At 68.1% G+C, this 19144-nt stretch carries 15 protein-coding genes; 3 read left to right on the plus strand and 12 right to left on the minus strand.

Translation table 11 applies throughout. The features are described 5' to 3' along the window. Together B9N72_RS03740 and B9N72_RS03745 are read right to left on the minus strand one after the other, a co-directional pair. Positions 1-1620 (minus strand): phosphoethanolamine transferase, encoded by a 1620-nt coding sequence (locus tag B9N72_RS03740; protein ID WP_085275099.1) that lies wholly within the window; start codon positions 1618-1620, stop codon positions 1-3. Positions 1621-2015: 395 nt separating this feature from the next. Further along, on the minus strand, positions 2016-4055 hold the full coding sequence (locus tag B9N72_RS03745; RefSeq protein WP_085275100.1) for a M3 family metallopeptidase: 2040 nt from the start codon (positions 4053-4055) through the stop codon (positions 2016-2018). A gap of 211 nt (positions 4056-4266) precedes the next feature. Here B9N72_RS03745 and B9N72_RS03750 point away from each other — a divergent pair, with 211 nt between their 5' ends. Next, positions 4267-4830 carry a gamma carbonic anhydrase family protein gene (locus tag B9N72_RS03750; RefSeq protein WP_085275101.1) on the plus strand — a complete coding sequence of 188 codons (564 nt, stop codon included), beginning with the start codon at positions 4267-4269 and terminating at the stop codon, positions 4828-4830. 177 nt (positions 4831-5007) lie between these two features. Here B9N72_RS03750 and B9N72_RS03755 read toward each other — a convergent pair whose 3' ends face one another. The 3 genes from B9N72_RS03755 to B9N72_RS03765 form a co-directional block, all read right to left on the minus strand. Further along, on the minus strand, positions 5008-6012 hold the full coding sequence (locus tag B9N72_RS03755) for a YVTN family beta-propeller repeat protein (RefSeq protein WP_085275102.1): 1005 nt from the start codon (positions 6010-6012) through the stop codon (positions 5008-5010). Positions 6013-6121: 109 nt separating this feature from the next. Beyond that, positions 6122-6586 (minus strand): hypothetical protein, encoded by a 465-nt coding sequence (locus B9N72_RS03760; RefSeq protein ID WP_085275103.1) that lies wholly within the window; start codon positions 6584-6586, stop codon positions 6122-6124. A 125-nt stretch (positions 6587-6711) separates the two neighbouring features. Further along, positions 6712-7134 (minus strand): hypothetical protein, encoded by a 423-nt coding sequence (locus B9N72_RS03765; RefSeq protein WP_085275104.1) that lies wholly within the window; start codon positions 7132-7134, stop codon positions 6712-6714. A 149-nt stretch (positions 7135-7283) separates the two neighbouring features. Here B9N72_RS03765 and B9N72_RS03770 point away from each other — a divergent pair, with 149 nt between their 5' ends. Continuing rightward, positions 7284-8930 (plus strand): methyl-accepting chemotaxis protein, encoded by a 1647-nt coding sequence (locus B9N72_RS03770; protein ID WP_085275105.1) that lies wholly within the window; start codon positions 7284-7286, stop codon positions 8928-8930. A gap of 66 nt (positions 8931-8996) precedes the next feature. Here the strand turns inward: B9N72_RS03770 and tpx are convergent, their stop codons facing one another. After that, the gene (tpx, locus tag B9N72_RS03775) at positions 8997-9494 is read right to left on the minus strand and encodes a thiol peroxidase (protein ID WP_085275106.1); all 498 of its coding nucleotides are present in this window, start codon (positions 9492-9494) and stop codon (positions 8997-8999) included. A 355-nt stretch (positions 9495-9849) separates the two neighbouring features. On the opposite strand from tpx, the gene B9N72_RS03780 reads away from it, so the two are divergent. Continuing rightward, a complete protein-coding gene (locus B9N72_RS03780; RefSeq protein ID WP_200810869.1) occupies positions 9850-11493 on the plus strand; it encodes an APC family permease in 1644 nt (547 codons plus the stop codon). Positions 11494-11556: 63 nt separating this feature from the next. On the opposite strand, the gene B9N72_RS03785 is transcribed toward B9N72_RS03780, so the two are convergent. The 6 genes from B9N72_RS03785 to B9N72_RS03810 form a co-directional block, all read right to left on the minus strand. Continuing rightward, positions 11557-11952, minus strand: coding sequence for a carboxymuconolactone decarboxylase family protein (locus B9N72_RS03785; protein WP_085275107.1), 396 nt, complete (start codon positions 11950-11952; stop codon positions 11557-11559). 41 nt (positions 11953-11993) lie between these two features. Beyond that, positions 11994-12893 (minus strand): DMT family transporter, encoded by a 900-nt coding sequence (locus tag B9N72_RS03790; protein WP_085275108.1) that lies wholly within the window; start codon positions 12891-12893, stop codon positions 11994-11996. Between the two features lie 52 nt (positions 12894-12945). Then, positions 12946-14169, minus strand: a complete 1224-nt coding sequence (locus B9N72_RS03795) for a DUF2399 domain-containing protein (RefSeq protein ID WP_085275109.1) — start codon at positions 14167-14169, stop codon at positions 12946-12948. A gap of 116 nt (positions 14170-14285) precedes the next feature. Beyond that, the gene (locus tag B9N72_RS03800; protein ID WP_085275110.1) at positions 14286-17099 is read right to left on the minus strand and encodes an ATP-binding protein; all 2814 of its coding nucleotides are present in this window, start codon (positions 17097-17099) and stop codon (positions 14286-14288) included. Then, positions 17099-17860 (minus strand): hypothetical protein, encoded by a 762-nt coding sequence (locus tag B9N72_RS03805; protein ID WP_085275111.1) that lies wholly within the window; start codon positions 17858-17860, stop codon positions 17099-17101. Before B9N72_RS03805 ends, B9N72_RS03800 begins: the two co-directional genes overlap by 1 nt. Positions 17861-17863: 3 nt before the next feature. After that, positions 17864-19141 carry a hypothetical protein gene (locus tag B9N72_RS03810; protein WP_234985873.1) on the minus strand — a complete coding sequence of 426 codons (1278 nt, stop codon included), beginning with the start codon at positions 19139-19141 and terminating at the stop codon, positions 17864-17866. Positions 19142-19144 lie beyond the last annotated feature (3 nt).

The raw sequence follows: 19144 nt of genomic DNA on the forward strand, positions 1-19144 counted from the left end.
CTAGCCCTTGCAGCTCTGGAACAGGTCCAGCTTGGCGTCGTAGACCTGGGTCTGCACCCCCAGTACCCCCAGCACCGAGTGGAACAGGTTGTCCTGCGACCAGGCCTGGTCCTTCTTCGCCGCCAGACAGCGGGCGTTGACGCCCAGTTCCTTCTGGAAGCCGTCGGAGAACCACATCACCGCCGGGATGTGCTTTTGCGCCTCGGGGGCGAACAGGTAAGGCATGCCGTGCAGGTAGACGTTGTTCTCGCCCAGCGATTCGCCGTGGTCGGAGAGGTAGATCATGCCGCTGTTGACCCCGGCGTTGGCGCGCAGCAGGTCGATCAGGCCGGATAGCATGTGATCGGTGTAGCGGATGGTGTTGTCGAAGCCGTTGACGATGTCCTGCTGACTGCACTGGCTCAGCTCGCTGGTGCGGCACACCGGGGTGAACTGCTCGAAGCTCTTGGGGTAGCGCTTGTAGTAGGCCGGGCCGTGGCTGCCCTTCTGGTGCAGCACGATCACGCTGTCGTGCGGCAGGTTCTGCAGGCGCTGTTTGAGACCGTCGAGCAACACGTCGTCGTAGCACTCGCCGTCGTCGCACAAGCCCGGCGTCTTGAGATTGGCCAGGTCTTCGTAGGCGACGCGGTTGCAGACGCCCTTGCAGCCGGAATTGTTGTCGCGCCACAGGATGTCGAAGCCGGCGTGCTTGAGCACGTCGAGCAGGTTCTCACGCTTCGACGCGGCGTCGCCGGAATACTGCTCTCGCCCCATGCCGGAGAACATGCACGGCACCGACACCGCGGTTTCGGTGCCGCAGGAACGCACATTGGTGAAATTCAGCAGCCCGGCCTGCTTGGCAAGCTGCGGGTTGGTATCGCGCGAGTAACCGTTGAGCGCGAAGTGGTCGGCGCGGGCGGTCTCGCCCACCACCACCACCAGCACCGTCTTGCGCTGATGCGCGGCCCAGGACGGCGCCTTCTTGGCGTCGGTGCCGAGCGGCGTCACCACCACCGGGCCGCTGTCGGCGACGTAGCGCAGGTAGCTGTTGGTGGCCTGGATGTAGTTGCTCGGCGTGACGATCAGACGCAGCTGGCGGTTGTTGCGGAACAGCGAGGCGAAATCCTGGTAGGCGAAGAACACCACCCCCAGCAGCACCGCCACGCTCACCAGCAGCGTCACCACCCGCACCCCCAGCTCGCGCAGCGGCGGGCGATAGGCGATCGGGGTCTTCCACAGCCACAGCGCCGGCAGCACGCCCAGTCCCAGCGCGAACAGGCCCATCTTGACGGTGAGCAGGTCGCGCGTTTCGGCCGGATCGGTCTGGAACACGTTCTGGACCATGTGCATGTCGACCATGATGCCGTACTGGTTCATGAAGTACGTGACGAAAGCCGTGCACACCAGCAGCAGCGTCATCACCGGCTTGAACACATAGGGCCAGGCCAGGAGCGCCAGCACCAGGTTGAAGAAGGCCAGCAGCAACACGAAGGCTTCCGCCAGCAGCACCGGGCCGTGGCTGCCGAGGCCGGCGGTGATGCGGCCCATCTCGCGCCAGAACGGCACGTTGTAGAACACGATCAGCGCCAGCGAAAGCAACAGCGTCATGCGCTCGGGGCGCAGGGGTCGAAACAGGGACATGCGATTTTTATTCAGCAAGTAGAGGAATCGTAGGGTGCCCAAGGCACCCGGAAAGCCGCCATACTAACGCAGCTCGGCCGTCTTGGTACAAATACTCCCTATTTATCAGAGGGATGGCGTGTACGATCGCCACAAAAAAGCCCCCGCCACGACGGGGGCCAACAGACACGCCAACCCTGTCCGCAGACAGGGCCAGGGTCTGGTCGCTTGCTGCTCCGGTTGCCCTGAGAGCCTTGATTAGAGTCGGCCGCGGCGCTGCGGTTCCGGCTGGACGCACGGAACCTGCGGCAGGAGCCGTGCCGGGCCCAGGGCAGCCGCCGCCGCGCGGCGGGCGAAACCAACGGGGACGCGCGCGCCCTCGCCTGATCGTCCCATCTGCGGGCGTCGGCGCATGGTCAGACCGGCGCGATCTCGACCATGCCGGAGTGGCGCAGCAGCGCGTCGATCTGCGGGTCGCGGCCGCGGAAGGCGCGGAACGACTCCAGCGCCGGGCGGGAGCCGCCGACGGCGAGGATTTCGTTCCAGAAGCGGCGGCCGGTCTCGGGGTTGGCTCCACCGGCTTCCTCGAAGGCGGCGTAGGCATCGGCCGACAGCACTTCCGCCCACTTGTAGCTGTAGTAGCCCGCCGAGTAGCCACCGGCGAAGATGTGACCGAAGCTGTTGGGGAAGCGGTTGTACTCCGGCGGGAAGTTCACCGCCACCTCCTCGCGCACCTTGCCGAGCAGTTCCAGCCAGTTGCCGTGTTCGGCATCGAAGGCGGTGTAGAGCAGCATGTCGAACAGCGCGAACTCGAGCTGGCGCACGGTCTGCATGCCGCTCTGGAAGTTCTTGGCGGCCAGCATCTTGTCGAACAGCTCACGCGGCAGCGGCGCGCCGGTCTCGACGTGGGCGGTCATGCCTTGCAGCACGTCCCATTCCCAGCAGAAGTTTTCCATGAACTGCGAAGGCAGCTCCACCGCGTCCCACTCCACGCCGTTGATGCCGGCCACGCCCAGTTCGTCCACCTGGGTCAGCATGTGATGCAGGCCATGGCCGAACTCGTGGAACAGCGTGGTGACCTCGTCGTGGGTGAACAGCGCCGGCTTGTCGCCGACCGGGCGGCTGAAGTTGCAGGTGAGGTAGGCCACCGGCGTCTGCAGCGTGCCGTGGCGCACGCGGCGGCCGCGCGCGTCGTCCATCCAGGCGCCAGAGCGCTTGCCCTCGCGCGCGTAGAGGTCGAAGTAGAAGCCGCCGATCACGGCGCCGTCCTTGACGATATCGAAGAAGCGCACGTCCTTGTGCCAGGTCGGCGCCTGGCTTTCCTGCACCGCCACCCCGTACAGCGTGTCGACCACACCGAACAGCCCGGCCAGCACCTTGGGCTCCGGGAAGTACTGCTTCACTTCCTGGTCGGAGAAGGCGTAACGCGCCACGCGCAGCTTTTCCGCGACGTAGGCGAGGTCCCACGCCTCCAGCGTCGCCATTCCCAGTTGATCGCGCGCGAAGGCCTCCAGCTCGGCGCGGTCGCGCAGCGCGAACGGCTTGGCGCGGCGCGCCAGGTCGCGCAGGAAGTCCACCACCTGTTCCGGGGTCTCGGCCATCTTGGTGGCCAGCGACAGCTCGCCGAAGCTGGCGAAGCCCAGCAGATGCGCTTCCTCGCGCGCCAATTGCAGCTTCTCGCGGATCACCGGGGTGTTGTCCAGCTCGGCCGGGCCGAACTCGGAAGCGCGCATCACGTAGGCGTCGTAGAGCTTGCGGCGCAGCTCGCGGTTGTCGGCGTACTGCATTACCGGCAGGTAGCAGGGGAACTGCAGGTTGAGCTTGTAGCCTTCCTCACCCTCGGCCTTGGCCATCTCGGCCAGCATCGCGATCACATCTTCCGGCAGGCCGGAGAGCTCGGCCTTGTCGGCCACCCGCAGGCTGAAAGCGTCGGTGGCGTCGAGCACGTGCTGCTCGAACTGCGCCGACAGCTCGGCAAGGCGGGTCTGGATCGCGGCAAAGCGGGTCTTCTCGGCCTCGGGCAGTTCGGCGCCGGAGAGACGGAAGTCGCGCAGGTCGTTGGCGATGATCTTCTTCTTGGCGGCGTTGTAGCCGGCGTACTCCGGCTGCTCGGCCAGGGCCTTGAAGCGCGCGAACAGCGCCAGGTTCTGCCCCAGTTCGGTCCAGAACGCCGACACCGCCGGGATGTTGGCGTTGTAGGCCTCGCGCAATTCCGGCGTGTTGACCACGGCGTTGAGGTGGCCGACCACGCCCCAGGCGCGCGACAGTTTCTCGGTGGCGTCGGTCAGCGGTTCGACGAAGTTGTCCCAGCTCGGCGCGGCGCTCTCCGCCGTAAGCCGCGCCACGGTGGCGCGCGCGTCGGCCAGCAATTGTTCGACGGCCGGGGTGATGTGGGCGGGGGTGATCTCGGCAAAGCGCGGCAGACCGGAGAGATCGAGCAGCGGATTCTGGCTCATGGGAATGGCATCCTTGGACGGTTCGGCTGATGGACTCCTCCACATCGCCTCCCCCGTGCCGGCCGGTAACGCCATCCACGGGCCGTTTCGCCTGTCCCATCAGGGACATGCCATGCCGAAACGGTCCATGCGCGCCGGATCGTGCACGAAAGCGGAGGTTTTGCGAGGAGCCCCTGTATCATAATGATGGTTTTTAGATGAGGACGTTCCGATGAATCGCAATATCCGCCGCTACGACGGCCACACTCCGCAAGTTCCCGATTCCTGCTTCGTCGACCCGTCCGCCGTGGTGATCGGCGAGGTGACGCTGGGCGAGCGCGCCTCGGTCTGGCCGTGCGCGGTGATCCGCGGCGACGTCAACAGCATCCATATCGGCGAAGGCAGCAACGTGCAGGACTTCGCCATGTTGCACGTCAGCCACAAGCGCGATGAGGACCCGCTGGGCGCGCCGCTGGTGATCGGCGACAACGTCACCATCGGCCACCACGTCACGCTGCACGGCTGCACCATCGGCGACGAGGTGCTGGTGGGCATCGGCAGCACCGTGCTCGACCGCGCGGTGATCCAGCACCAGGTGATGATCGGCGCCGGCAGCCTGGTGCCGCCGGGCAAGGTACTGGAGTCGGGCCATCTCTACCTGGGCAACCCGGTGAAGCAGGTGCGCCGCCTCACCGACAAGGAAATCGCCTTCTTCAAGTACTCGGCCGAACACTACCAGCGCCTGGCGGTGAAACACCAGCAGGCGCTGGACGAAGCCGACGGCGCCGCGGGCTAGAACCGGCTCACGATCTGTCGCGAGCGGCCCTCAGCGGGGCGAAGAGCCGCACAGCAACCGGAATGGACAGGGAGTCCATGAGGATCATGGCTGAGCGAATCTCCACCGGAGATTCGCACGCACAGAGCAGTGCCTGGGCCCCGATCAGGGATCGCGCAGCAAGATCATGAATAGGCTCTAACGTGCGCTGTAGCTGATGCCGTTCGGTCCGGCCCCGACGGGATGGGTGGCCACTACCTTCCGGCTGGCGGTATCGATCACCGAGAAGGTGCCGTCCTCGAGATGGCTGACGAAGGCGTAGCTGCCGTCCTGGCTCATGGCCACGCCGTGCGCCCCGCGCCCGACCGGAATGGTGGCGAGGAGCCGGCGCGTGGCCGGGTCGATCACCGAGACCCGGTTGTCCGGAGACTCCGTCGTGCCCTGGTTGGCGACGTAGAGCTGGCGCCCGTCGGGCGTGGCGAACAGCTGCACCGGCAGGCGGCCGACCGCGACCTTGCCCGTGAGCCGGCGCTGCGCCCGGTCGATCACCCCCACCTTGTTTTCCGCGCTGAGCGAGACGTAGACCTGCTTCCCATCCGGGGCAAAGCCGACCTGCACCGGGGCGCGTCCCACCGCGATGCGCGCCGTCTCTTCCTGCTTGGCAACGTCGATCACCGACACGCTATCGTCCTTCATGTTGGCGACGTACAGCTCCTTGCCGTCCGGGCTCAGGCGCAGACCGTGCGGGTAACGTCCGGTCGGGATCGCGCCGACCCGGGCGCGGCTGGCGAGGTCGAACACCAGCACGGCGTTGGCGCCGGAATCGCTGACGAAGGCGAGCCGGCCCGCCGCGTCGCTCACCACGTGCGCCGGGTGGCTGCCGGCCGGCAGCACGAAGGCCGGCCGCTCCAGATCGGCGATGTCGAACACCAGCAGCTGGCCGGCGTCGCCCGCCGCGGCGTGATGGCTGGCGTGGGCGCTCATGCCCACCGCGAGCAGCCATTGCCCGTCGGGCGTGACCTGCACGTTGTGCGGCGCGATGTCGAGCGCAACGGTACGGGTGGCGCCGTCGGCCAGGTGCACCGCGCTGATCGAGCCGCCGCGTTCGTTGGCGGTGAACACGGTGCCGCTCGGCGCGGCCTGGCTGATGACGCTGGCCAGCAGCAGCGCGCCGGCCAGCAGGGTGAATCGGGGGAAAAGCATGCTTGAGACTCCGGCAATACGGTACAAGGGACAGGGGACAGGGGACAGGCAGGGGCCTGCCACGGGAGACCTCTGCCTGGCTGCCGCAGCAGCGGCTACTTCGGGCGGATTACGGCCGCGGCGGCATGCGCGCGTTCTCGCGGTCCATCATCATCTGCATCATCATCTGCATCATGTCCATGCGCTTCATCATCATGTTGTTGCCCATCTGATCGCCCATCATGCCCATGCCGCCGCGCGGCCCCATCATGCCGCCCATGTCCTTCATCATGCCCATGCCCTCCTGCATCAGCTTGGCTTGCTCGTCCATCAGCTTCTGGCGTTCCTCGGGCGTCTTGGCGGCCAGCATGCGCTCGTGCATGTCCTGCATCCGCTTCATGTGCTCGTCCATCAGGCGGAACGACGGTCCCTGGGCCGCCGGGGGTTTGGGGGCGTCGGGAGCTTTGGCCGCCAGCAGGATACGCGGGCTCGCCGCCGGCGCGGCATCCGCCGGATGATGGGTTTCGTTCGCCCACGCGGCGCCGGCCACGAGCGGCAGGAGGGTCGAGACGGCAACGACAATGATCTTCTTCATGGTGTGACTCCTGAGTGATGTCGGGAAAACTGCAGGGCTTGCGCACCGTGGCCGGATCGACCCGGACGGATCGGACGGCCGTGCGCCCCCCGGCCCTGGAGCGGGAAGGAAGGTGAAACAGCAGGCTAGTTGTTGAAGCGGTGAAAACGGATGGTTGGCGGTGGATCGCCGACGATGGCGACCAGGGCATCGGCAAGGCGCCGGGCTGGCATCGCCAGCGGCAAGCCGGCGAGTCGCACCACGCTACACAGCACCAGGATCAGCATGCCGAGCTGGAAGAGATTGGATACCGGTGGCTTCAGCACACCGCCGAGGCTGTCCCCGCAGTGTTTGGCACAGGCCACGCGCTCGCCGGCGTCAGGGGCGGCGGGGGCGACAACCTGGACATGGTGCGGGTGCGCCGTTGCCAGCTGCGGCGTCGCCGTGTTGGCCGGCTGCGCCGGCGGCGGGGTGAAACACTCGCCCAGCATGCCCGCCGAGAGCGAAAACAGCCAGAGTGCGGCCAGCAGGCCGCACAGCAGAAGCAGGTGTTTTCGCAGGAAGGTCATGTCGTCGCCTTGGCGGAGGACTGTTTTCAGCCTAGCAGGCACGACGCCGATAATCATTGCGGCAGATCAAGGGGAGATCGTGGGGCGCCGTCATCGTCGTGTCATACGCGCACGCTAGACTCAGTCATCTATCATTGTGGCGCTCCCCCATGACCCTCGTGAAACGCTTGTGGCTGACGGTGCTGTTCAGCGTCGCCAGTCTGATCCTGGTGCTGGCACTGGCCGGCTACCAGTTGACCGCCCTGACCCGCCAGTTCGAGCACTACCGCGAACGGCAGGCGCTTTCGGCCAACCTCAACGAGCTCAAGGCCGCGGTGCTGTCGCTGGCACGCGCCGACCCGCTGCTGCCGGACACCCCGCAGCGCCTGGCGGGCATCGAGGCGAACGTATCCCGCTTGCGCCAGCACATCGTCCCCGCCCTGCCCGCCGCCCAGCGCCAGGCGGTCGGCGCGGCGCTCGACAGCCACTGGGGCGAATTCGCCAAGAACCTGAAGAACGCCATCACCATCGCCGAGACCGCGCCGCAGGACGCGCTGTCGATCCCCGAGCAGGCCTACCAGCTGCACATCGTGCCGCTGGTCGAGCTGATCGATGCCCGCCTGCAAGGCGAGCAGCAGGAGCTCAGCGGGGAAGAGGCGCGCATGCAGAATGCCCTGGGCGAACTGGCGATCATGGTGCTGGGGCCGATGGCGCTGGCGAGTGCCCTGGTGGTGCTGATCCAGCTCGCGCTGGCACGCCACCTCAAGCGCCAGCTCGCTGCCATGTCGCAGGCGGCCGACCGCCTCGGCGAAGGCGACCTCGGGGTGCGCCTGCCGGCGCACGGCAAGGACGAGCTGGCGCAGGCCTCGGCACGCATCAACCGTTTTCTCGACCAGTTGGGCAAACTGATCCGGGCAGTGCACGACAATGCCCAAAGCGGCGAGCGGCACAGCCGTCAGGTGCGGCTGCTGACCGCGCAGGTGGAAGAGGAAACCCGTCTGCAGGCCGCCAAGAGCGAGGACAGCCGGCTCGCGGTGGGGCTGATCGCCGAGGCTTCGGCCAACATCGCGCGCCACGTCAGCCACGCCGGCCTCGGCACCCAGGACGCCGCCAGCCGCACCGACGACGCGCGACGCGTCGGCGCCGCCAGCGCCAACGCGATGGCCCTCCTGGCCGAGCGCATCCAGCACGCACTGGCCGACATGCAGGCGCTGCGCCAGTCGATCGGCGACATTTCGCAGATCAGCACGCTGATCCGCGACATCGCCGAGCAGACCAATCTGCTGGCGCTCAACGCCGCCATCGAAGCGGCGCGCGCCGGCGAGGCCGGGCGCGGCTTCGCCGTGGTGGCGGACGAGGTGCGCAAGCTGTCGGAACGCACCTCGGACGCCACCACGCGCATCTTCACCACGCTGCAGCAGGTCGAGAAAGCCACCCACACCCTGCAGCAGACCATGGACGAGGCACGCGGCGCCAGCGTCGAGAACACCGCGGCGCAGCAGACGCTGGGCAGCGCCCTGCTTGCCGTCGACCAGGCGCTCGCCGAGGTCAACCGGCTGATGAACGACATCGGCCAGGCCACCGAGGAACAGGGCCAGACCAGCCAGCAGATTCGCCAGTCTGGCCAGGAAGTGGCCGAGCTCGCGGCCGGGATCAACCGCCAGATGCAGGAAATCACCCCGGCCATGGAACAACTCTCCAGCGCCGCTCGGGAACTCAATCAGAACCTGGCCTGGTTCCGCCTGGATGGACGGACGGGCACGCCCCAGCCGGACGCCGCCCTGGCGACGGCGCAACCGGCCTACCTGGCCGGCTGAGACGACGGCGGCAACAAAAAAAACGGGGCGAATCATCGCCCCGTTTTTATTGTGCGTCGAACCGGCTTACAGCACGGCCAGCGCCGCGTCGTAGTTCGGTTCGTTGCCGATCTCGGCCACCAGTTCGCTGTGCAGCACGGCGTTGTTCGCGTCCAGCACCACCACGGCGCGCGCGGTCAGGCCGGCGAGCGGGCCGCTGGCCAGCTTCACGCCCAGCGCCTCGGCGAATTCCGGGTGGCGGAAGGTGGACAGGGTGGTGACGTTGTCGATGCCTTCGGCGCCGCAGAAACGCTTCTGCGCGAACGGCAGGTCGGCCGAGATGCACAGTACCACGGTGTCGGCCAGGGCGGCGGCCTTCTCGTTGAACTTGCGCACCGAGGTGGCACAGGTCGGGGTGTCGATGCTCGGGAAGATGTTGAGGATCTTCTTCTTGCCGGCAAAGGAAGCCAGGCTGACTTCGGACAGGTCGGCCGCGGTCAGGGTAAAGTCGGCGGCGCTGGCGCCTTGGGCCGGGAGTTGGCCGGCGACGTCGACCGGGTTGCCGCGCAGGGTTACGGTTGCCATGGTGTGCATCCTCGAGAGTGGGTGGACGAATCCCGTAAGTGTGGGGGAACGCGCCAGGATTTCAACCCCGCCGGCAACAGGGTCGACACCGCGGCCCGACGTAAATAGCCTATTTGCCGGATGGAAAATCCCTGCTCAAGCTGGCATACTCCGGGCCCTTCCACTGGGTAAGGGGATGATTTCGATCATTTTCATGACACCCGGCTGTACATATCGTTACAGAACTCAGGACGGCACCGCACTACAGTGCCGGACTTTCATCCAAGGCAGACCTACAAGAAACCGGCCACGATCCGGGCGCATGACGGAGCCGTACCACGGCCCCTTCCCAACACACAGACAGGAGAGTCTTCCCTTGAATCACCAGCATTCCCGCCATATCGGCCCGATCGCCCTGATGCTGACGGGCCTCGGCTCCATCATCGGCTCCGGCTGGCTGTTCGGTGCCGCGCACGCGGCGCAGATCGCCGGGCCGGCCGCCATCGTGGCCTGGCTTGTCGGCATGGTCATCATTCTGTCGATCGCCCTGAGCTACGCCGAACTGGGGGCGATGTTCCCGGAGTCCGGCGGCATGGTGCGCTACGCGCGCTATTCGCACGGCTCGCTGCTTGGCTTCATCGCCGCCTGGGCCAACTGGATCGCCATCGTCGCGGTGATCCCGATCGAAGCCGAGGCCTCGGTTCAGTACATGAGCTCGTGGCCGTGGCCGTGGGCGCAGGCGCTGTACCAGCACGGCGAACTGAACCCGACCGGTCTGGCCATCGCTGCAGTGCTGGTGGTGGTGTACTTCCTGCTCAACTACTGGGGGGTGAAGCTGTTCGCCAAGGCCAACAGCGCCATCACTGTGTTCAAGCTGGTGGTGCCGGCGCTCACCGCGCTGGCGCTGATCGGCAGCGGCTTCCATAGCGGCAACCTGGGCAGCGCCACACCGGGCGGCTTCGCCCCGTTCGGCTGGGCCAGCGTGATGACGGCGGTGGCCACCAGCGGCATCGTGTTCAGCTTCAACGGCTTCCAGAGCCCGATCAACCTCGCCGGCGAGGCGCGCAACCCGGGCAAGAGCATCCCGTTCGGCGTGATCGGCTCGATCCTGCTGGCAGCGGTGATCTACATCCTGCTGCAGGTCGCCTTCCTCGGCGCGCTCTCCCCGGCCGACCTGGCGCACGGCTGGCAGGGCATCGACTTCAGCTCGCCGTTCGCGCAGCTGGCGCTGGCGTTCGGCCTGAACTGGCTGGTGATGACGCTCTACTTCGACGCCTTCGTCAGCCCGAGCGGCACCGGTGCCACCTACATGGCCACCACCTCGCGCATGATCTACGGCATGCAGAAGAACGGCACCATGCCGGCGCTGTTCGGCCACATCCACCCGCTCTACCGCATCCCGCGCGCGGCGATGTGGTTCAACCTGGCGGTGTCGTTCGTGTTCCTGTTCTTCTTCCGCGGCTGGGGCACGTTGGCGGCGGTGATCTCGGTGGCCACGGTGATCTCCTATCTGACCGGCCCGATCAGCGCGGCCGCGTTGCGCCGCGCCGCGCCGGACCTGCCGCGCCCGCTGCGCCTGGCCGGCCTCAAGCTGATCGCGCCGTTCGCTTTCGTCTGCGCCTCGCTGGTGCTGTACTGGGCGCGCTGGCCGCTGACCGGCCAGATCATCTTCCTGATCGTGGCGGCACTGCCGGTGTACTTCTGGTACCAGGCCAAGGCCGGCTGGCCGGATTTCGGCCGCGAGGTGAAGGGCGCGCTGTGGATGGTGCTGTACCTGCCGGTACTGGCGCTGCTGTCCTACGTCGGCAGCACCGACTTCGGCGGCATCGGCCTGCTGCCGTACGGCGTGGACATGGCGGTGGTGGCGCTGGTGGCGCTGGGCTTCTACGCCTGGGGCGTGAACAGCGGCTGGCGCACCCGCTACCTGGACCAGGAGCATGACGCCGCCGCGGTGGCAGCGATGCACGAGGAGTCGCAGCAAGGCAAAGCCACCGGTCGCCTGGCCGGGCAGCGTGCCTGATCGCCCCCTTCTCGAGCCATAACGCAACAACGGCCAGCTTCGCTGGCCGTTTTGTCGTCCGGGCTACTGGTCGTCGGGCAGCTCCAGCCCGAGCTCGGCCAGCACTTCGCGCGCCACGCGCACCGCCTCCAGCATGGCCGGAGCGCCGGCGTAGACGGCGGAATGCAGCAGCACCTCGCGCAGCTCCACCAGGCTGGCGCCGTTGTTGAGGGCGCCGCGCACGTGGCCTTTCAGCTCGTGGCTGCGCCCGAGCGCGGCCAACATGGCGCAGGTGACCAGGCTGCGCGTCTTGAGGTCGATGCCCTCGCGCTGCCAGGTACTGCCCCAGGCGTGCTCGTTGATCCAGTCCTGCACCGGGCGCGAAAAGCCGTCGAGGTTGTCCATCGCCCGCTCGACGAAGGCTTCGCCCATCACCCGGGTGCGCATCGCCCGGCCATTGTCGCGGTCTTGTTCGCTCATCGAGATGCTCTCCTTATCTTAATTTGGTGCAATGGTTCGGGTCAGCCCCTGGCGAAACGGGTGGACAGCAGCACCCCGGCCAGGATCGCCGCAATGCCCGCCACGTGGTAGACGCGGATCGTCTCGCCGAGAAACAGCAGCGACAGCAGCGCGCCGAACGCCGGCATCAGGTGGATGAAGGTGCCGGCCCGCGCCGCGCCGACCTGCGCCACGCCGTAGTTGTAGCAGTAGTACGCCGCCACCGAGGGCAAGGTACCGACGTAGAGGAAGGTGGCCAGGGTGGCAGCGTTGAGCGGGGTGGTGCGTCCCGAGGCCAGCTCAGCGGCGAACAGCGGCGCGATGCCGACGAGCCCCACCGCCACCAGCACGGTAAGGATGCCGATGCGGTCGAGCCCCGCCGGCAGGCCGCGCAACAGCAGGGTGTACAGCGCCCAGGCGACCATCGCGCTGAACACGATGGCGTCGCCGTGGTTGATGTCGAGCGCCAACAGCCGCGCCGGCTCGCCGTGCGCCACGATGGCCAGCACCCCGGCAAAGGACACTGCGATCGCCAGCGCCTGGCGCACGCTCAGCCTGAGGCCGAAGCCCAGCGCGCCGAAGATCACGATCAGGATGGGAATGAACGAGTTCATCAACACTGCGTTGGTGGCGGTGGTGCTCTGCACCCCGAGATAGACCAGCGAGTTGAAGCCGGTCACGCCCAACAGGCCAAGCAGCAGGATGCGCCGCCAGTGCGGCAGCCACAGTTCGCGCTGTTGCCAAGCAGGGCGTGCGCCGAACGGCAACAGCAACGCCAGCGCAATGCTCCAGCGGGCGAAGGACAAGGTAAGCGGCGCGACACTGGCGTGCATGGCGCGTGCCAACACAAAATTACCGGCCCAGAACAGCGTGGCCAGCGTCAGAAACAGATAGGCAAGCGAGGGAGAGGTGCGGGAAGTCATCGCATGACCATGCCATGGCCCCCCGCGGCTGGCAAGCCCCGAGCCCCGGCACTCACGCCTCGGCGAGACGCTCGAGGAACAGTCCTTCCTGATCGACCTTGTGTTGCCGCTCCCGTATCGCTTCGGCCAACTTCGCCAACGGTGGCGGCAGCGTGCCGCCCTCCAGCCGCGCCAGCCGCACCGCGTCCTGCTCGGTCAGGGGCTGGGCGCCGTTGGCCAGCGTCAGCGCCTCGGCCTCCATCTTCCACGGCTGCCAGACGCAGCCGGCCTGCTCCGCCACGGCGCCGACCTGCAGCGCGATGGCGATGCCGGCCGGGTCGAGGTCGCACGCCACCTGCAGCGGCAGGCGCAGCAGCGCCAGCAGGTGGCCCACCGCCGCGCGCCAGCGCCGGTGCGGGTAGCCCGGCACCCACACCGTGAGGAAGGACTGCGCCGCACGCGTCAGCCCCTCGAACACGCTCAGGTTCTGCACCACACGCACCCCGCGCACGCTGCCCTGCAGCGCCGTCACCGCCAGCAGCGCCTCCGGCGCCAGCGCCACGCCCAGCCCGAGCAGGCGGGCCGACACCAGGGGCTCGGCGCCAACCAGCAGCGTCAGCGGCCCGGACAGGAACAGGTGCGGGGCATGCTCGGTGATGCCGCAGGCGTCGAGCTCGATGCCGTGGCTGGCGAGCCAGTCGCGGTCGCCGGCGTTGAACGCCTTGCTGCGGCCGAAGGCGTGCTGCGAGAACTGGCGCTCGCTGCCCCACTGCCCGGCGCCGAGCCAGCTGTCCAGCGCCTGCGCCAGCTTGAGGCGCCGCTCCAGCGTCGAGGTCGGCAGGCGGCTGCCGAGGCTGTCGGCGAGTCCCGCCAGCTCGGCGTTGCGCGGTTGCCAGCCGCGCCACAGCGCCACTGTCTCGGCCTGCTCGCGCGGATCGACCAGCCCGGTCAGGCTGCGCAGCCCGTACATGTCGCGCCAGCTCACCCAGAACGGTTGCAACGGCGACTGGCGCAGGCCGGCTTCGGCGTGCAGCTCGATCTCGCACCAGCCCGCCTCCAGCAGCCGGCGCAGCAGGTCTTCGGCCAACCCCGGGTTGGTCGTGGCGGCCAGCAGCGTGCTCCAGCGTACCCGGCTCGCGCGCGAGCCGAGCCAGGTGCCGATCAGCTGCGCCTCCTCGGCGCCAAGCAGCAGGGCGCGCGGCTCGCCGCGCGGCGTCAACAGCAGGTTGTGGCCGCGCACGCCGAGCGGGGTGCGGGCGACGTGGTCGGGGTCGATCAGGGCAAACCAGCGGGACATGGGCGACTCCGGAAACAGACGGGAGGAAAGGAATAGACCGGGTCGGCGACGGTGGTTTCCGCCACCCGGCAAAAAAAGGGGGCGCCCGGGAGCGGCCGGCACTCCCGGGCGGGCGCTCACGGCGCCTTGTCCGCGCCCTCGACGCGCCGCCGCGCCTGCAGGATCGGCGGCGCCCAGGTTTCCCCCGGACGCTTCTTGCGCGTGGCCAAGGTGAGTTCGGACGGCGCAAAGATGTTGACGTTGTGGGTGTTGGGCGTGGTGATCAGGTACTGCGCCTCGGTGGCCTTGAGGAAGCCGGCGACGCGGTCGATGTTGAAGATGTCGAGGTGCGCGAACGGCTCGTCGATGAACACGAAGCCGGACGGGTTGGCCTCGTCCATCATCAGCGCGATGAGCAGGATCAGCGACTTCATCACCTGCTGGCCGCCGGAGGCCTCGCCGTCGTTCATGCCCATCATGCCCTTCTGATCGAAGTTGAACTTGAGCACCAGGCCAGCCTGCGCCAGCACCGCATCGTCGTTGGCAAGCTGCGGCAGCTCGACCTCGACACCGATGCCGGCCAGTTCGCCCAGACGGCGCACATTCTGGCCGTAGGCACGCACCGTGGCGCGCAGCTTGCCGATGTAGGCGGCGCGCGCCTCGTCGGTGAGCTCGCGCGAGCGGTCGACCTCGGCCTGGCGGCGGCAGCGTTCACGGTCGATCTGCGAGAGGTCGTCGACCAGCTTGTCCTTGAGCTGCAGCACCGCGTCGTCGGTCTCCCACTCACCGTTCTGCAGCCGCTCCTCGAGGTAGTTGAGCTGATGGCGCACGTCGGCGGCGCTGTCGAACTCGTCTTCCAGCGCGGCGATGTGCTCCGGCGCCAGCGCGCCATCGGGCAGGTGTTCCGCGCCCTCGCGCAGCTCGGCCAACAGGCGGCGCAGCTGGCGACGCCCGCCATCCACTTCCTGGCGTTGCTGCTGGTAGGCAGCGAGGCTGTCCTGCTCGCGCTGGCACACCCGGTCGTGCGCCAGGCGGGCGTCGCCGTAGCGCGTGTCAGCGGCGTTCTTCTCGGCCGCAGCATCGGCCAACACGGCACCGAGGCGGGCGATTTCCGCCTCCAGCGAACCCTTGCGCGCCTCCAGCGCGGCGAATTCCTCGGCCCGGCCGTCGAGCTGGCGGATCGCATCCATGCCGGACAGGTAGTCGGCCAGCCCGGCTGCCTCGCGCGTGGCCGCCACCAGCTTCTCCTCGTCGGCGAGAATCTGCACGTTGAGCCGCTTGAGCTCGTCGCGCAGCGCCAACAGGCGCGACTGGCGCGCCGCCTCGCCGAAGGCGTAGTCGTGCGGGGCGACGCCGATGTGGCGCGCGCCGCGCCGTTCGCGGAAGTAGCCGTCGCGGGTGATCCAGTCGCCGTCAACATCCGCTCCCTCGCGAGCATCCTCGACGCGGGTGACGCTGTTCATCTGGCGGTAGAGCCAGTCCGGCGCCTTGGCCGAGAAACGCACCACCTCGAGCAGGCTGCCCTTCTTCGCCGGCGGCGGGCTGGCGCGCTCCGGCACCACGAAGTGGCGGTAGCGGTGGCGCTCGCCCAGCTGCCAGGCCGCGCGCCGGTCGTCGGAATCGTCCAGCAACACCACGTGACGGTATGGCCTGAGCAGCGCCTCGACCGCGCCCTGCCAGCGCGCATCGGTCACCTCGACCAGCTCGGACAGCATGGCGTGCCCGATACCGGCCTCGTCGAGCGCGGCGCGGAAGTTCCGTACCTCGTCCGGCGCGCGCGAGCGCCCCAGCTCCAGCGACTCGAGCTGCTGCGATTTCTCCTCGCGCTGCTGCTTGAGCGCACGCAAGCCGTCCTTCAACGTGTCGGCCCGATCGCGCAGGCCAGAGAGCTGCTCGGCCAACGCCGCAGCATCGGCACCGTACTCCTTGCCGGCCAGCGCCTGCAGCCGGTCACGCTCCTTGAGCTGGCCGGCCACGCCGGCGTGTTCCGACTTGGTCGTCATGAAGGCATCCTGCGCCGCCTGCCGGGCGCTTTCCGCCGCAACGCGCGCGGCGTCGGCGGCGACCTCGGCGGCCTTGAGCCGGGCCACCAGTTCCAGCGTCTCTGCATGCTCGGCGCTCGCCCGGTTCAGCGCGTGGTAGCCGCTGCGGTAACCGCGCCATACCCCGGCGAACGAGGCCTTGCCGTCAAGGTAACCCAACACCGGCAGTGCCTCGTCGCGCAAGCGGGCGATGTTGTGCTGCAACTGGCGCCACTCGAGGTGACGGTTGGCCCGCGTCTTCATGGTTTCGACGCGCCCTTCCAGCACCTCCTCCTGGCGCGTCAGCACCTCCAGTTCCTGCTCGGTGGCGCGCTGTTCCTCGCGTGCGCGCTGGTAATTGTCGAGCACGTCCTTGTCGCCGAACACCTGGAACACGAGGTCGAGCAGCTGGCGCGGGCTGTACTCGGTGAGCTTGTCGGTATCGCCCTGCTCCAGCGCCAGTACCTCGGCCACCGCCGGCGTCAGGCCGGCCATCTCGAGACGGCGGCGGTATTCCTGCACCCCGAGCCACTGCGCCTGGCCTTCGGCCAGCTCCAGCGGCACATCGCCATCGAGGATGGCGTAGTGGCGCACCCAGTCGCCACCCTGCTTCTTGATGCGGCACAACAGCGTCACGGCATCCCCGACGATGGGGAAGAACGGCGTCGGATAGAGCCCGCCGGAAGGCCGGCGCGGGTTGTCGACCACCCCGCGCAGGTAGGCGAAGGCCTCGCGGTTGTTGCGCACGTAGCGCTTGTAGTCGCGCTTGCCGGAGCACTTGATCGCCAACAGCGTGCGCATCGCGTCCAGCAAAGTCGTCTTGCCCGAGCCGTTGGGGCCGATGATGGTGACGATCTGGGCGTCGAGCGGCACGGTCAGCCGCTGCCAGAAATCCCAGTGCACCATTTCCACTGCTTTCATCTGGAACATCAGCGCACCTCCCCGGATTCGAACCCGGATTCGAATAAGGAACCGTCACCGGCCTCCGCCGGCTGTTCGGCCAACGTTTCAGTCTCAGAATGGGCAACGGCCTCCTGCGTCTTGTCGACCAGCGCCGTACGTCCTTCGCGCTGGCGCAGCACCTCGGCCAGCGCGCCGTCGATGATGCGCGGCGCAAGCTGGGCATAGTCGATCATCAGGTCCAGCATCGGCCCCTCATCCAGCCACTTGTTGCGACGGACCACGAAACCCAGGTTGACCAAGCGGCCGAGGTTGGCGTTGAAACGGGTGCGGCCGCCAAGCGCCTTGCCGAAATCGGCGTAGAGCGCCTCCTCCGACACACCGGTGGAAACCGACTCGCCGGTTTCCAGCGGCTTCTGCGCACCGAACATGTCATGCTGGCTCTCGCGCCCAGCCTCGACACGGGCGATCTGACGCTCGCGCTTGGGCAGCACGATCAGCGCCCACAAAATCACCAGCAAGGCCACGCCGTCGCGCGGCAGGCCGAGATTGTTGTTGAGCCAGGCCTCGCCCGAGCCGAACACCGGCTCGGTCATCTCCGGCAGCAACGCCACCGCGACATACTCAGCGTAGGGGTTTTCCACCAGGCGCAGGCCGACGTCGGCCAGGCGCTTGTCCAGCTCGCTGCGGAAGCTCTCATCGAGCAGGGCGCGGCGCGCCAGCGGGTCGGCGCGCGGCAGCACGCGCTGCGCCAACAAGCGCGCGGTGAGGGTCTTGAGTTCCAGTTCCATGGCTCAGTTCGGGGTATAGGGCCGCAGCCGCGCGTCGGACAGCGCGGCCACTTCCGGGTGATCGGGTTCGATGACGGACTCGCCGCCAGTCAACTGCAGCGGCAGCCGCGCCAAGTCGGCGACGATGCTGGCGTCGCCGCGGCTTTCCGGGTCGCCGAGCAGCGACAGCAGCGATAAGCGGTAGGCGGTCTCATCGTAGCTGTCGGCCAGTACCGCGCGCGCGATCGGCAGCTCGGCCGCCCCGCTCTCGCCCAGTTCCAGACCCAGTTGCAGTAGCTCGTCGTACATCGCCTCGGCGGCGAGCAGGCGCTCCACCTCCGGCGCGTCGGCCATGGGCGCGGCCTCGGCACCAGGCAGCGTGGCGTTGCCGGCCTTGGCGCGCTCACGCGCCAACAGCTCGAATTCGGCCACGTCGGCCAGCTCCGGTGTGGCGAGAAAGGCCGGCTCGGGGCAGATCGACAGGCAGCCCGCCAATTGGGTCGCGAGCTGACCGACCTGCTGACGGCGCAGCCAGTCGGCGATGTCGGTCGAGGTCAGCCCGGAGTTACCCAAGTGCACGCGCTGCGCCGCCAGCTGCGCCAGCCGCCGCTCGAAGGTGCCGGCCAACGCCAGCATGCGGCTTTGCGCCAGCGCGATGGCCTGCGCCTGGTTCAAGGTGGCCAGATCCAGCGTCTCGTCGGCGGTCAGACGCCGCACCACCTCGGTCGACTTGGCCACCCAGCGCCACACCGCGTCGAGGCGGTGCTGCGCGGCGCGGATGCGGAACTCCGACTGCGACTCCAGCGCCGCCTCGAACTCGGCGTACAGCTCGTTGAGCCGCGCCAACAGATGGCGAAGCGCGTCGTCCGACACCTGCCCCACCGCCTGCCCGGCCGCGACCTGGCTGGTCAGATAGCCCAGTTCCACGTCGTCGCCGGCGAAGTCGACCATGGTGGCCAGCGCCGCCAGCGCCACGCGCGCGCCCTCGGAGAGCTGGTAGCGCCCGCCGTCGGACTCCCACACCAACAGCTCGCCCTCGCGCAGGCGCTTCAGAATGGTGTCGAGCTTGGTCGGGTTGAGGTAGGCGAAGCGCTGGGCGATCTCGGCCGGGGTCCACAGCGGCGCGTCGGCGCGGTTGCCCAGCTCGCGCAGCACCAGGAGGCGCAGCAGCACTTCTTCGTCGCCGCCACGAAACAGCGTGATGAAGACGGACAGATAAGGCCAGGCAGCGGTCAGGCGATTGACTGAGGACAGGCCAGCCGGATCGATGCCGGGCTGGAAGAAATCGGAAAGCGAGTGCACGGA

It is taken from the genome of Pseudogulbenkiania subflava DSM 22618 (assembly GCF_900177275.1).
Classification (GTDB): domain Bacteria; phylum Pseudomonadota; class Gammaproteobacteria; order Burkholderiales; family Chromobacteriaceae; genus Pseudogulbenkiania; species Pseudogulbenkiania subflava.

Coding starts and splice junctions, on each gene's coding strand:
- B9N72_RS03795 (WP_085275109.1), bottom strand. CDS start 14,169: ATGTCCCGCTGGTTTGCCCTGATCGACCCCGACCACGTCGCCCGCACC.
- B9N72_RS03740 (WP_085275099.1), bottom strand. CDS start 1,620: ATGTCCCTGTTTCGACCCCTGCGCCCCGAGCGCATGACGCTGTTGCTT.
- B9N72_RS03745 (WP_085275100.1), bottom strand. CDS start 4,055: ATGAGCCAGAATCCGCTGCTCGATCTCTCCGGTCTGCCGCGCTTTGCC.
- B9N72_RS03760 (WP_085275103.1), bottom strand. CDS start 6,586: ATGAAGAAGATCATTGTCGTTGCCGTCTCGACCCTCCTGCCGCTCGTG.
- B9N72_RS03800 (WP_085275110.1), bottom strand. CDS start 17,099: ATGTTCCAGATGAAAGCAGTGGAAATGGTGCACTGGGATTTCTGGCAG.
- B9N72_RS03750 (WP_085275101.1), top strand. CDS start 4,267: ATGAATCGCAATATCCGCCGCTACGACGGCCACACTCCGCAAGTTCCC.
- B9N72_RS03790 (WP_085275108.1), bottom strand. CDS start 12,893: ATGACTTCCCGCACCTCTCCCTCGCTTGCCTATCTGTTTCTGACGCTG.
- tpx (WP_085275106.1), bottom strand. CDS start 9,494: ATGGCAACCGTAACCCTGCGCGGCAACCCGGTCGACGTCGCCGGCCAA.
- B9N72_RS03755 (WP_085275102.1), bottom strand. CDS start 6,012: ATGCTTTTCCCCCGATTCACCCTGCTGGCCGGCGCGCTGCTGCTGGCC.
- B9N72_RS03770 (WP_085275105.1), top strand. CDS start 7,284: ATGACCCTCGTGAAACGCTTGTGGCTGACGGTGCTGTTCAGCGTCGCC.
- B9N72_RS03805 (WP_085275111.1), bottom strand. CDS start 17,860: ATGGAACTGGAACTCAAGACCCTCACCGCGCGCTTGTTGGCGCAGCGC.
- B9N72_RS03765 (WP_085275104.1), bottom strand. CDS start 7,134: ATGACCTTCCTGCGAAAACACCTGCTTCTGCTGTGCGGCCTGCTGGCC.
- B9N72_RS03785 (WP_085275107.1), bottom strand. CDS start 11,952: ATGAGCGAACAAGACCGCGACAATGGCCGGGCGATGCGCACCCGGGTG.